Origin of the sequence: Microbacterium sp. UBA1612 (genome assembly GCF_002321605.1) — a bacterium.
GTDB classification, from domain to species: Bacteria; Actinomycetota; Actinomycetes; order Actinomycetales; family Microbacteriaceae; genus Microbacterium; species Microbacterium luteum.
The window spans coordinates 1-13,427 of the sequence record NZ_DCMW01000028.1; the positions used below are offsets into that span (position 1 = coordinate 1).

Here is a 13,427-nt window from a genome sequence, read left to right on the forward strand (position 1 = left end):
TTGCGACCACCGCTTGAATCCGCCCTCTGCTTTCTGGCACTCAGGTATGGAACACCGTCGCCGGTGCCGGATTCTTCAACCTCATTCCAATCGATGACATCCATGCGGCTGACCGAGTTGACGCCGGAGACGAGTTTCTCGACGCGATAAAGGACTGGGGGGAGATTGCGAACGAGATTGACTCTCTGACGCAGCGACGGGGCGCTCTCCGCAGCATGACCGAACTTCTTGAAGGGCTTTGGGCTCTCGACGTCTTCGCATGGGGTCGACGCTTGACGCGGACGATCACGGGGGGAGTCCTCCCACCGAGCCGGGTCTTTGTCGCTGAGGTCATGCTCCTTACCAAGGAGGACTTTCTCGCCCGCTACGGCTCGGACGGAGAGGAACAGGAGTCCGGGCCTGCTCCCGAACGCTCAGAGGACCGTCAGCAGTCAACGGCGGTCAGTTTCGATGAGTGAGCCGCGCAATCTACTGAAAGGCTGGTGTCCTGTCGGCCGTTCGTTCCCGAACGGTCTGCGAGCGTTCGGAGATGACTCGCGCATCCAGAGGCTCGACGCCCATCTCAAGTCGCTCACCGGGCTGCGATCCGGCGAGCCGGGAGCGGCATGGGCGCTCGCTGCGCACACGGGGCTTTGGCCGGAGCCGCGCGACGGCGCCGAGGCAGGTCAGCGGCTGGTCGACCTCGTCTTGCAGGGGGAGGGCGACTACCTGGAGGTCGCCGAGGTCATGCAGACGACAGACGCGGAGTTCATGCGGCGGTTCAGAACGATGAGTGATCGCATCGTTCCCGCCGTCCACGTGGCGTACAACGGAGTCCACTCTTGGGGACTTGAGTTCGAGCGGTTCGTGGAGTTGCCGCCGAGCCAGCGTGACCTTCAGCAGCGGGCGCCAGCCTGGGCGGAGGTGCTTGCGAGCGCCGACCCGGAGGCGGGAACCGTGGAGCTGGGGCCGGGGCTGAGTGCCCGGCCGTTCAGCGATGAGAGACCTCCCGGCGTCTACTTCAGCAGCGCCAACGCAGAGATCGCCGAGCGCCCCGAGACGCCCTACCTGGAGAGGCTCTCCGAATACCTCGCTACCGACGCCAACATCGCTCGACACATCGAGAAGCTGCGCACCGAGAGCGCGACGCTCGCTGCTCGCCGGAGCCATCTGTATCTCCCCGTCGCCGCAAACGGCGAGAATGGTGACCTACTCGCGCTGTCGCCGAGCCTGTTCACCTGGGGCACGTTCACGCCGATTGAGGGCGTCACCGACCTCTGGCTTGCGAACGGGCTCGACATATTCCACTGGTCGGCCGAGACAGGCTGGGTCTATCACCCCGATACCGACGAGCGTGCCGAGAGCGCTCGCGCGCACGTCGCCGGGCCGAACTCGTAGCGCTCGACGCGCCGACCACGGCTCTGTCGCAGGCCGCCGGTAGCCTGGGAAGTCAGGAGGCTTTCTAGTGGCGACATCAAATCGTGACCGCATTGGGCGGATGTTCGAGATCCTTGCGGAGGCGCTCGACCCGTTCATCGCGGAGGTGCTGGAGCCGCAGATCGGGGACTCCGATTGGGCGCTGGTGGTCAAGCTTGCCGATGAGGAGAAGGGCATTACCGGCAAGGCATACAGCCGGGAAGACCCTGCCGTGCAGCTTCGGATGCTGACCGAGGGGCTGACGGGTCGGGTGAAGAAGGGGTGGTATCCGTTCAAGGGCACGGTCACGCGCGAGCACGAGGCGTATGCGAGCCTGCTGCGCGAGACGCGGAACCAGTGGGCGCACAACGCCTCCTTCGATGACGACGCGGCGCTGCGGGCGCTCGACTACGCGCGGCTGTTGCTGGCCGCGGTGGGGCAGGCGTATGCGGCCGACAAGGTGGACGCGATTCGGCTCGACCTGCGCCGCATCGCCACGGGCAAGCAGGACTCGCGCGCGCTGAAGTCCTCGACCGTAGTGCCCGGTGCGTCAGGGTTAGCCCCGTGGCGGCAGGTACTGAAGCCGCGCGACGAGGTGGCGACGGGCAACTTCCAGTCCAGCGAGTTCGCCGCCGACCTCTACAAGGTCGCCCGCGATCCGGCGGCGACGAGCGGGGAGTATTCCGACCCGGCGCAGTTCTTCGCCCGCACCTACCTCACGGAGGGTCTGCGCGACTTGATCGGCCGCGCGGTGAAGCGGCTGGCGGGGGATGCGAACGCCTCGCCGGTGGTGAACCTGCAGACGAACTTCGGTGGCGGCAAGTCGCACTCGATGCTCGCGCTGTGGCACCTGGCCGGCGGTCTGCCGATCGCCAAGTTTCCGCAGGAGGCGCAGGAGCTGCTGACGGCCAACGGCTACCCGGCGGAGGGCGTCACCGCGAGCCGGGTCGCGCTGGTCGGGAACCACTTCGCGCCGCAAGGTGAGACCAAGGACGACGGCACTCGCGTGAACACGCTGTGGGGCGAACTGGCCTGGCAGCTCGGCGGGCGCGAGGCGTATGAGATCGTGCGCGAGCACGATGAGAAGCGCACCAACCCCGGTGGCGACCTGCACGTCCTGCTGGCGAAGTATGCGCCTGCGGTGATCCTGATCGACGAGTGGGTCGCCTACGCGCGGCAGCTCTACGGTCGCGAGGATCTCGCGGGCGGCACGTTCGACACGCAGTTCACGTTCGCGCAGTCGCTGACCGAGGCGGCGAAGTCGATCCCCGGCGTGCTACTCGCCATCTCGATCCCTGCCTCACACGACGGCGACGACAGCGGAGAGGTCGCGGGCGCGGCCGAGGAGGTCGGCGGGTCGAACGGCATGGAGGCGCTGAAGCGCCTCCAGAACGTCGTGCGGCGGGTGGCCGACCAGTGGCGTCCAGCATCGAGCGACGAGGCGTACCGGATCGTGAAGCAGCGCCTGTTCGAGTCGGAGGATGCCCAGGCGCTCGCGCAGATCGCCGCCACAGCCAAAGCGTTCAGCGAGTTCTACCAGGCCAACGCGGGGGAGTTCCCGAAGGAAGCCCGCGACCCGCAGTACGGGCGGCGCATCCAGCAGACCTACCCGCTGCATCCCGAGCTGTTCGACCGGCTCTACGAGGACTGGTCTTCGTTGGAACGGTTCCAGCGCACCCGTGGCGTGCTTCGGCTGATGAACGCCGTCATCCACGCACTTTGGGTCGGCGAAGACCAGGGGCCGCTCATCCTGCCCGGCTCGATCCCGCTGGCGGTCGCGTCGGTCAACGCCGAGCTGACGCAGTACCTCCAGGACTCGTGGAAGGCCGTCATCGACGCCGACGTGGACGGCACCAACTCGGAGCCCGCCCGCATCGACAGCGACAAGCCCGTGCTCGGCCAGCGGTCGGTGACCAAGCGCCTGGCACGCACCGTGTTCTTCGGCGCGGCACCGACCATCGGCACCGCGCACAAGGGGATCGACACGCAGCGGGTGTTCATCGGCACCGCGGTCCCCGGCGATGTCGTCGGCAACTTCCACTCCGCGCTCACCCAGCTCGGTGACCGCACGACGTACTACTACTCGTCGGCGGGCAAGCACTGGTACGACACCCAGGCCAACATCACGCGCCGTGCGAAGGATGCCGCCGACGCGCTGCACCCCGAGGACGTGTGGGCTGAGATCGTGAAGCGGCTGCGCGGCGAGGAACGCGCCCGGTCGGACTTCGCGGGCGTCCACGTTGGCCCGGCCGACTCGGGCGACATCCCCGACACCGACCAGGCCCGGCTCGTCATCCTGCACCCGAAGTTCCCGCACCGCCGCAAGAAGGGCGACTCGCCCGCGCACGACTTCGCCCAGCAGGCCACCGAGCGCCGCGGCACCGCGAACCGCGCCAATCGCAACATGGTCGTGTTCCTCGCCCCCGACGAGGAGCGCCTGGCCGAACTCGACCAGGCCGCGCGCTCATTCCTGGCATGGAAGGAGATCGCGGAGAAGGCGAACGAGCTGAACCTGACTCCGCAGCAGCTCGCCCAGGCCGTCGACAAGCGCGACCAGTTCGGCCGCACGGTCGACGACCGTCTCGCGCTGACCTACCAGTGGGTACTCAACCCTGTCGCGCCCGACCCCGGTTCGCCGTTCGAGCTGGAAGAGGTCAAGGCCGACGGGCAGGCGGGGTCGCTCGCCGAGCGCGTCGCCAAGAAGCTCGGCAGCGCGGGCGCGTACTCGACCCAGCACGCCGCCCGCTCGATCCGGCTCGCGCTCGATACGAAGGTGCCCGCAGCCTGGGCGGCAGGGCACATCGCTGTCGGCGACCTGTGGAGCCTGTACGCGCAGTACCCGTACATGCCGCGGCTCCGCTCCCGCGAGGTGCTGATCGACGCCATCGACAACCAGCCGCTGCTCTGGCAGAGCGAGAGCTTCGCCCTCGCCGACGGCTACGACGAGACGACCGACCGCTACGGCGGACTCTGGCTGCCCGGCGACACAGGGCGCGCGCCCGTCACCGACGCCACCCTGATCGTCAAGCCCGCACCGGCCGAAGCACAGCGCGCCGAAGACCTGGCCGCGACCGCGGCCAGCAGCACGCCCGAGCCGGAGGCGGATTCCCCGGCGACTGCGGCGGCAGCAGCCGCGGGCGCGGCGGGAGGCACTACGACCGCCGCTCCCGCGTCAGCGCCCGCGAAGAAGCCCGCGGCGACGCGGTACGTCGGCAGCGCGCCGATCAGCGCCGAACGCTACTCCGCGGACTTCGCCAAGATCGCCACCGAGGTGCTGACCAACCTCGCTGCATCCGGCGCGAAGCTCACCATCTCGCTCTCCATCGACGCCATCCACCCCGACGGCTTCACCGAGCAGCAGCTCCGCACCATCCGCGAGAACGCCACAACCCTGAAGTTCACCACCAACGAGTTCGAGGCGGAGTAGCGGTGAGCGTCCCGGTCGCGTCCGACGCAGTGCTGAAGGCACTTGGCTTCCTGGCTGCGGTCGCTGACGCTGGCGAAGCGCCCTCCAGGGCCGCGGTTGATGCCTATGCGCTGATGCCGTTTCCGCAGTCGGGGCGGGAGAAGTTCTGGAGCGGGCGGCCACGGGAGAGCCCTCTGAGTGCGGCGATGTTCCAGTACGAGTACTCGGACGACTCCACGACTGACTATCTTGTTGCATCTGGGCTTGCGTCATCCTCGCCGCGAGACGGGGTACGCATTACCGACATCGGGCGGGTGTTCTTGGCCGGGGCGCCAAGGCTTGCAAATTCGGATCAGAAAGATGCAGTCCTCGAAGTTGTTGGTCATCTGGACGATCCAGTGACGAACGCACGCGTGCTCATTGAGGTTGCGAAGCTAGACGAGCCGCTGTTCATTGATCCGTATCTCCCGGCATCAGCACTCTTCGACGTGCTTGGCCACGCCGAGGTTCGGCGCGTTCTTGCGGCCGACCCATTCTCTGGCCGAAAGATCGCAGGCCAGACGCGAGAGGAGCGCCGACGAGACTTCGGGATCGTGCTCAGCGCGCATCCGGATGCTGAGGTTCGGTTAGTCGACGCAGAAGCCAAGTTGCTACATGATCGACTCGCCTTGCCGCGCACGGGTTCTGGGCTCATGGTTGGTGCTTCTCTAGGAGGCGCTCAGCTCACTGTTGTGTCCCACCTCAGCGAGACCACGACGGACTTGTTGCGCGCTCACTACGAGGAGGTCTGGAGCGGCGCTGATCCGATCGCTGCCGTCGATCCTCCAAGTAGTCCGGGGGCGTGAGCTAGATTCTGGCCGCATCTCCGATCAGCCAGCTTCCTCGGTCTCGCGTGAGCTGGAGAAGAGGCGCTGGCGTTCGGACTCGATGACTTCGCGCACGAGTTCGGCTTCGGACACGTCGAACGCTTCCGGTGCAGCCTCGGCGGTCTCGCTGATTGCCGCGAAGTCGGCGAACAGCTCTCGCTTCCTGGCGAGGATCTGCATGATGCGCACGTCCACGCCTTCCTCGGAGAGCAGGCGATGCACCTGCACGGACTGCAACTGACCCATCCGGCGGGCACGGGCGATGGCCTGCCACTCGGTCGTCGGCTTGAGCTGCGGCTCACAGATCACGACGACCGACGCGGCCTGGATGTTCAGACCGACGCCTCCGGCGACGATCTGCGACACGAGCACCGCGCCCGCTTCAGCCGCGGTGAAGTCGTCCACCATCGCCTGACGCTTGGGTGCTGGGACTGCTCCGGTAAGCGGCCCGAAGACCACGCCCGGCAGCGCCGCGGTGACCTCATCGAGGACGCTCAGGTAGTTGGAGAACACGATGACCTTGCGGCCGTTGTCCTCCGCTTCCTCGACAACCTCCACCAGGCGCTGAAGCTTCTCGGACTCACCGCCCTGGAGCATCGCTGCCTGGCGCATTGCTTGGAAGTTCCCGGCCATCACCGCTTCGCGGTAGGCGTGCGCATCGGCGCGGGAGAGGGGCAGCCATTCCTCGACCTCGACGAGTTCAGGAAGCTCCGTCAGCACGTCCTCCTGGTTGCGCCGGAGGTAGACCGGCGCGACTTGCTGGCGGAACAATCGCGGACGCAGCTCGCTGGCGTCGACGATGAGGTCGGGTCGGATGTAGCCGACCAGGGTGCGGAACTCCTCGACGCGGTTCTCCAGCGGGGTGCCGCTGAGCAGCACCGCGCGGTCGGCACGGTCAATCACGCGGGCGCTGCGCTGGGCGCGGAGCGCGCCCGGATTCTTGATGTAGTGCGCTTCGTCGAGCACGACGCATGCGAGTTCTTCCACGAGCCCCAGGTGCGGCTCCAGCCATCCCAGCGACTCGTAGGTCGTAACGGCGACGCCTCCGTTGCGACGCCAGCTCCGCAGCGCCGCATCCCGGCCCGGCCCGTGCAGCCGATGAGCGTTCAGCGCGGACTTGGCCTGCACCTCTCGAATCCAGTTGGTGACGACCGCAGCCGGGCAGACCACTAGCGAATGGTGTGAGCCCTTCGAGCGGAGGTGCGTCAGCACCGCAAGGGCCTCGATGGTCTTCCCCAGCCCCATCTCGTCGCCGATGATGACCTTGCGCTGCACGAGTGCGAAACGCGCGGCGAAGCCTTGATACCCGCGCAAGGACACCGAGAGGTGCTCCGTCTCCAGCTCGAACTCCCGGACCACGGCGACGACCTCATCGGGGAGCCCGCCGAGCACCGCTTCCTCGTCCTCCGTCAGGAAGCCCAGCTCCTGCAACATGGCGAAGTAGTCGGCCGGCCTGGCGAGGAAGTCCTGCCAGGGATCGGGCGGAGCCGAGCCTGCTGCGGTGCCCGAGATGCTCTGCGCACGGAGCGCGACCGCTTCGACGGCGGAGGTGAACTCGTCCGTGCTAGCGCCGAAGATCGCCAGGTGCATCACGCGAGGGTCGAGCGTCTGTGCCAGGGGCGTGAGCGCCTCGGCGCGCGCGAGGTCACGGGTCGCATTCTTCGTCTTCCGCGTCGCGTCCCAGGTCGCCAGGTGCCGGACGAGATCGAAGGTCTGCGGCGTGGGCTTGGCGATATCGATGCGTACCGGCATCTCCTCGTAGGTCGTCTGCCAGAGAGTCTGCGCAGCACCGCGAATCCGATGTGCGGAGGTCGCCCCGATGCCAGGGATCGACGCGAGACGGTTCGCGTAGGTGAAGACGTCCTGCACTGTGGCAATGCCTGCATCCGACAGCGGGCTGATGCGGATGCGCTCACGGGTCGCGTCCTTCAGCCGGTCGACCGGCATCTCCGCGATGACTTTCTGCGCTTCTGCCTTGCGCAAGGCAACGCCCGCATCGAGCGCCTGCTGCCGATAGTGCGCCTCTCTGCTCAGCGCGTCCTGGATCGTCTTGATCGCAGCAGGAAGCCCAGCCACAGTCGCGCCCGGTAGGAGCTGGCCCGCGCCGAGCGACGCGAGCCTCGGAGCGAAGCCGACGGCGGGCACGAGTGTGTGTGCGGTATCGACGGGTTGTGCCGTGCGCCCGCGATCATCGAGGCGCGTCAGCGCCGTCGCCACGCTCGCCGCAGCACCCCAGCCCGGGTAGTCGAGCAGATACCGGCCCGCCCGCTCGGCAGCGTCGCGCGACTGCCCACCGCTGAACAGCTTGCGGAGTCCGAAGTTCGATCTCGCGTCGCTCAGCGCCCGCGGCACCTCGTTCGTAAGCTGACCTAGCCATGTCGCCTCGCTCGCCTGGATCTCCGGCAGGGCGGCGAACCGGGCGAGGAGCCCAAGCTGCCCGCTGTCACCATCCCGCAGCGGCAGGACGCCCCAGCGGCTCCCGTTGCGGATCGCCACATCGACCATGCGCGCGCGAAGCGCGCCGAAGGCGGTATCGGCATCAGCGGCGACGCGGGCACGGTGGGCGGCGAGGTCGGCGGCGTGCTTCGACCACGCGGCGACCTCCTCGATCACCGGGCGCAGACGCTGCGCCTCGTCACGGCTCAGGGGCATGTGGTTGCTGTTCCTCTCGGGCACACTCACGCTATCGGCACCGACCGATGTCGCCGATGCGCCGTATCGTGGCGAGCACGCGGTCGAGCGCATCGAGGGGATGGACATGGCTCAGGGACTGACCAGCAACCAAGAGATTGTGGAGGTGCGCCTCGACAACTTCATGCGCGGTTCGGTCAAGGATGCGCTCACGCAGGAGCTCGCTGTCCGGCCGGAGCACCGCATCGTCGCCCTGTCCACCATCGCAGGCGGCGACGAGTTCAACGGCGTCATCCGCGTAGTGGCCGTCATCGAGTACCTGTAGGCATCGTGGGCAAGCGCGCCGACAGTGATGAGCACTACGTTCTCGACCTCTGCGACGAGGTGATCGGGGTCCGCGGGGAGCGACAGGCGACGTTCCTGTGGCTTGTCGGTGACGTGTCGCCGACGACCGGACGGGCTCGCAGGCTCCCCGTCGACGGGTATTGGCCTGCGCTGGGGCTCGTCGTCGAGTTCCAGGAGAAGCAGCACACCGTGGCCGTCCCGCTGTTTGACCGTCGCGCGACCGTCTCCGGCGTGTCCCGTGGCGAGCAGCGGCGGCTCTACGACCAGCGAAAGGCGGAGATCCTGCCGCAGCAGGGTATCCGGCTCGTCGTGATCCACAAGTCGGAGTTCACGACCAAGACCGACAGGATCGTGCGCGATCATGAGCGCGACATCGCCGTCGTCCGCGGCCGCCTTGTCTGACCTCGGAAGCCCGCCAGAGACCAGTACACGTCTGGCACATCGAGGCTGACCCCGCCTGACGGCGGGCTCAGTGGCTCACCTCTTTGACGAGAGAGGCGGTGCGGGGTGTCGGTTTCGATGCGGGTCATGGGTGCGGGGGACGGCTACAAGTACCTGCTCCGCACCGTGGCATCCGCCGACGGCGAGCGGGCGCTCTCGACCCCGCTGACCCGCTATTACGCCGAGCAGGGCACTCCACCCGGCTGCTGGATGGGCGGCGGCCTTGCCGCGCTCGGGAACGGCGAGATCCACGAGGGTGCGCAGGTGTCCGAGGCGCAGCTCCAGCTCCTGCTGGGTATGGGCCTTGACCCGGTGACTGGCGATCCGCTGGGGAAGGCGTACCCGGTGTTCCCGGCCGTTGAGGATCGGATCGCCACGCGGCTCGCCCGGCTCGATCCGGCGCTGGGCGCGGCGGAGCGCGCCGAGGCAGTCGCGGTGATCGAGGCGGAGGAATCGGCGCGCAGGTCGCGGCGGGCGGTCGCGGGTTTTGACTTCACGTTCTCACTGCCGAAGTCCGCATCGGTGCTTTGGGGTCTCGCGGACGCGGCGACTCAGGCGCGGATCGCAGAGGCGCACCACGCGGCCGTTGCGGAGGTTGTTGCGTTTATGGAGCGGGAGATTGCGGCGACGCGTTCGGGCGCAACCTCCCGCGACGGCGCGGTTGCGCAGGTGGAAGTGACAGGGCTGATCGCCACCGCGTTCGATCACTTCGATTCGCGGGCGGGTGATCCGCAGTTGCACACGCATGTGGTGGTGAGCAACAAGGTGTGCACCCTGTTCGACGGCAAGTGGCGGTCGCTGGACAGCCGGCCGCTGCACGCGGCGACCGTGGCGCTGAGCGAGCTGCACAACGCGGTCTTCGCCGACCACCTCACCCGCGCGCTCGGCGTCGGCTGGGAGCGGCGCGAGCGGGGAACCGACCGCAACCCGGTGTGGGCGGTCGCCACGGTGCCGGAGGAGTTGGTCGCGGAGTTCTCGTCCCGGTCCCGGCACATCGACATCGAGAAGGACCGACTGATCGCCGAGTACGAGATCGCGCACGGGCACGCGCCGTCGCGGGAGACGATCATCCGGCTGCGGCAGCAGGCGGCGCTGGCAACCCGGCCCGACAAGGAAGTCCGCCCACTCGCCGACCTCGCCCAGGAGTGGCGCACCCGAGCGAGCCGACTGCTGGGCCGGGACGCAACCGAATGGGCGCGAGAAGCCGTCGCGGTCGAGCCCGCGAAGCTCCTGCGCGCGGAGGACGTGCCGCTGGAGCGGATCGCCAGGCTCGGCGCGTCGGTGGTCGCCGCGGTTGCCGAGAAGCGCACGACGTGGAGCCACTGGAATCTCTACGCCGAGGCCGCACGCCAGACGATGGGCTGGCGCTTCACCGCCACCGAGGACCGCGAGGCGATCACGGGGATGGTCATCGACGCCGCGGAGCAGGCGTCCATCCGGCTCACGCCGCCCGAGCTGGCCTCTAGCCCCGCCGCGTTCCAGCGCGCGGACGGGACGAGCATGTTCCGCCCCCGCAACGCCGCCCGCTACAGCGGTGCCGCGGTGCTCGCCGCCGAGGACCGGCTGCTTGCACGCTCCCGCGAGCAGGTTGCACCGCGCCTGGCCGACGCAACCATCGCGCACGCGCTGCAACCCCACCGTGGGCGCACGCTCGGCGACGACCAGCGCGCGGCGCTCGCAGCGATTGCGTCGTCAGGCCGGATGCTCGACCTGCTCGTCGGCCCCGCGGGGGCAGGCAAGACCACCGCGCTGCGCGCGTTGCGGCGCGCATGGGAGGCCGAGCACGGACACGGCTCAGTCATCGGCCTGGCACCGTCCGCGGTCGCGGCCGAAGTGCTGGCCGGTGACCTCGGCATCCCGACGGAGAACACCGCGAAGTGGTGGCAGACCTACCGCGACAGCGGCATCGGGTTCGCTGCTGGGCAGCTCGTGATCGTGGACGAGGCATCCCTTGCCGGGACGCTCGCGCTCGACCGGCTCGTGCGCGTCGCGGTCGAGGCCGGAGCCAAGGTGCTGCTCGTAGGCGACCCCGCGCAGCTCCAGTCCGTTGACGCCGGGGGAGCGTTCGGGATGCTCGTCGCCGACCGCGACGATGTGCCCGAGCTGACGGACGTGCGCCGCATTGCCGCAGCTTGGGAGAAGGACGCTACCCTCGACCTGCGCCACGGGCGCGTCGAAGCCATCGACATCTACCAGGCCCACGGGCGTATCCACGCAGGGGAGGCCGAGCGCATGGCTGACGCCGCCTACGCTGCGTGGCAGCGCGACCGCGCCACAGGACTGGCGAGCATCCTCATCGCCGAGTCGAGCGCGATGGTCACTACCCTGAACCAGCGCGCCCGCGCCGACCTCATCCTCGCCGGGCAGGTCGATGCGCGCGCCGAGGTATGGCTGCACGACGGCACGCAAGGCTCCATCGGGGACGCGATTATCACCCGCCGCAACGACCGTGCGCTGCGTACCGGGCGCGGCTGGGTGCGCAACGGCAGCCGGTGGACGATCACCGCCATCGGCGCCGACGGATCGCTGCGGGCGCGTCCCGCCGGACGGCGCTGGGGCGCGACCGTGCGGCTTCCCGCCGCGTACGTCGCCGAGCACGTCGAACTCGGCTACGCCGTCACCGCGTACCGGGCGCAAGGCGTCACCGTCGACACCGGACACACGCTCATCGAGCCCGGCGCGACGCGCGAGAACTTCTACGTCGCCATGACCCGCGGAAGGCTCGGGAACACCGCCTACGTCTCGATCAACCGTCCCGACGACGACCACATCCATCCGCCTACCCAGGACACCAAGGCAGTCGCGGCGCGCAGGGTGCTCGCCGGGGTGCTCCAGCACGTCGGCACAGAACTTTCCGCCCGCCAGACGATAGCCGCCGAGCAGGACGCCTGGCGCTCGGTCGGCCAGCTCGCCGCCGAGTACGAGACCATCGCCGCCGCCGCACAACAGCCACGGTGGGAGGCTCTGCTGCGAAGGACGCGGCTCACCGAGGCCGAGGCATCCGCAGCAATCGACTCGACCGCGTTCGGCGTGCTCAGCGCAGAGCTGCGCCGAGCCGAAGCCGACGGCTACGATGCCGAGCGCCTTCTGAGCGCTCTCGTCGCTTCTCGTCCGCTCAATGACGCGGGCGATGTGGCCGCGGTGCTCCACGAGCGGGTGATCCGCGCCCTGGAGCACACGAACGGCGCGGGGCGCGTGCGCCAGCCCGCCACGCCCATCGCCGGAGTCGTCACTCCCGCGCTCGGCCCGATGGACGACGATATGCGCAGCGCACTCCGTGAACGTGCCGCGCTCATCGAGCAGCGAGCAGACGCGCTCGTCACCGAGGCCGTCGAGTCCTCGGGGGAGTGGATCTCGGGACTCGGGATGGAACCCTCTGATCCGCAGCTCGCCGCACTTTGGCGACGCGAGGCACGCACCGTCGCGGCCTATCGCGACAAGTACGGCATCGCCGTGGCCAGGGGGCTCGGCCTTGTCGGCGATGATGCTTCGCAACGCGCAGACGCGGCACGAGCACGCGCCGCGACCCTTCGCGCGCAACAGCTCGCGGTACGCGCGGCAGAACCTGGACCGACCACCCGCAGTCTCAGGGTCGCTGGGCCGCGCCTGTAAGGGCAAAACGGGCATGCTCAGCGACTGCTCATTGCGAGCCGACATGCCACTGGGCTGGAGTGCGCGCCAGACGCGGGGCTCCTTACTTGGCGCTCTCGCGACTCCCGCCGCATCCCTTCCGCGTCTCGCGGGTCGGGCGTACCCTGATCTTGAGGTAGTAGCCACGATTTCTAGGTCGCTTGCGACGGTCCCTCGGGACACTCACCACATGATCTACCTCCTCGGCGGAGCTACGCACCCTCTCGGGAGGCGGACATCGTGTTCCGACTGCTCTGGAATCTCAGCATCCGAGTTCGGCTGTTCCTGCGGACGTACATGCCGACGAACATCCTGCTCGACGCGCTGCACACGCGCCGCGGCCTGAAGTGGGGCGCGCCCGCCATGCTCATCGCCGTGCTGTACCTGCTCGGCGCGTGGCTGCTGACGGTGTGGATCGCCGACGGCGGGCCGGGCTGGCTGAACCTGGTCGTGCTGCTGTTCATCTGGAACGCGCTGAAGTTCCTCGTCAACGGCCCGATCACCCTCATCATCCTGATCCGGGCTCGCCGCGCCGAGCGGCGCCAAGCCTTCGAGCAGAAGTCGGCGGCTTACGCGATGGGCGGGCCTCCTCCGGTGCTCGCCTCTACGAGAGGCTGACAAGCCCCGCTGTCGCGCCTCTCATACCGCAGGCCGCGCGAAAGGGGGGAGGGAGCGACCGAGGCGCTACCGCGCTAGGGCGTGTCTCTTAAAGC

General features: G+C 68.6%; 8 protein-coding genes. 7 read left to right on the forward strand and 1 reads right to left on the reverse strand.

Going from position 1 to position 13,427, the window contains the following annotated elements:
* Window positions 1-450 precede the first annotated feature (450 nt).
* The 3 genes from B3S45_RS11895 (at window position 451) to B3S45_RS11905 (ending at window position 5,646) form a co-directional block, all read left to right on the forward strand.
* Window positions 451-1,377: a hypothetical protein gene (locus B3S45_RS11895; RefSeq protein WP_286720805.1), complete on the forward strand. Its 927-nt coding sequence runs from the start codon at window positions 451-453 to the stop codon at window positions 1,375-1,377.
* 100 nt (window positions 1,378-1,477) lie between these two features.
* Complete coding sequence (locus B3S45_RS11900) at window positions 1,478-4,822, forward strand: DUF499 domain-containing protein (protein ID WP_286720806.1); 3,345 nt, start codon at window positions 1,478-1,480, stop codon at window positions 4,820-4,822.
* A 2-nt stretch (window positions 4,823-4,824) separates the two neighbouring features.
* On the forward strand, window positions 4,825-5,646 hold the full coding sequence (locus tag B3S45_RS11905; RefSeq protein WP_286720808.1) for a hypothetical protein: 822 nt from the start codon (window positions 4,825-4,827) through the stop codon (window positions 5,644-5,646).
* Between the two features lie 24 nt (window positions 5,647-5,670).
* Here the strand turns inward: B3S45_RS11905 and B3S45_RS11910 are convergent, their stop codons facing one another.
* Window positions 5,671-8,319, reverse strand: a complete 2,649-nt coding sequence (locus tag B3S45_RS11910; RefSeq protein ID WP_286720810.1) for a DEAD/DEAH box helicase — start codon at window positions 8,317-8,319, stop codon at window positions 5,671-5,673.
* Between B3S45_RS11910 and B3S45_RS11915 the strand changes: the two genes are divergently transcribed.
* The 4 genes from B3S45_RS11915 to B3S45_RS11930 all read left to right on the forward strand — a co-directional run bounded on the left by B3S45_RS11915 (window position 8,318) and on the right by B3S45_RS11930 (window position 13,332).
* Window positions 8,318-8,623 (forward strand): hypothetical protein, encoded by a 306-nt coding sequence (locus B3S45_RS11915; protein ID WP_286720812.1) that lies wholly within the window; start codon window positions 8,318-8,320, stop codon window positions 8,621-8,623. The genes B3S45_RS11910 and B3S45_RS11915 overlap by 2 nt on opposite strands.
* A gap of 5 nt (window positions 8,624-8,628) precedes the next feature.
* Window positions 8,629-9,045, forward strand: a complete 417-nt coding sequence (locus B3S45_RS11920; protein WP_286720814.1) for a hypothetical protein — start codon at window positions 8,629-8,631, stop codon at window positions 9,043-9,045.
* A gap of 126 nt (window positions 9,046-9,171) precedes the next feature.
* Window positions 9,172-12,696, forward strand: coding sequence for a MobF family relaxase (gene mobF / locus B3S45_RS11925; protein WP_286720818.1), 3,525 nt, complete (start codon window positions 9,172-9,174; stop codon window positions 12,694-12,696).
* A 258-nt stretch (window positions 12,697-12,954) separates the two neighbouring features.
* Window positions 12,955-13,332, forward strand: coding sequence for a sulfate permease (locus B3S45_RS11930; RefSeq protein WP_286720816.1), 378 nt, complete (start codon window positions 12,955-12,957; stop codon window positions 13,330-13,332).
* Window positions 13,333-13,427: the final 95 nt, after the last annotated feature.

Excerpts from the sequence above, each read along its gene's own strand:
- B3S45_RS11900 (WP_286720806.1), top strand. The coding sequence starts at position 1,478 with ATGTTCGAGATCCTTGCGGAGGCGCTCGACCCGTTCATCGCGGAGGTG.
- B3S45_RS11915 (WP_286720812.1), top strand. The coding sequence starts at position 8,318 with ATGTGGTTGCTGTTCCTCTCGGGCACACTCACGCTATCGGCACCGACC.
- B3S45_RS11895 (WP_286720805.1), top strand. The coding sequence starts at position 451 with ATGAGTGAGCCGCGCAATCTACTGAAAGGCTGGTGTCCTGTCGGCCGT.
- B3S45_RS11910 (WP_286720810.1), bottom strand. The coding sequence starts at position 8,319 with ATGCCCCTGAGCCGTGACGAGGCGCAGCGTCTGCGCCCGGTGATCGAG.
- mobF (WP_286720818.1), top strand. The coding sequence starts at position 9,172 with ATGGGTGCGGGGGACGGCTACAAGTACCTGCTCCGCACCGTGGCATCC.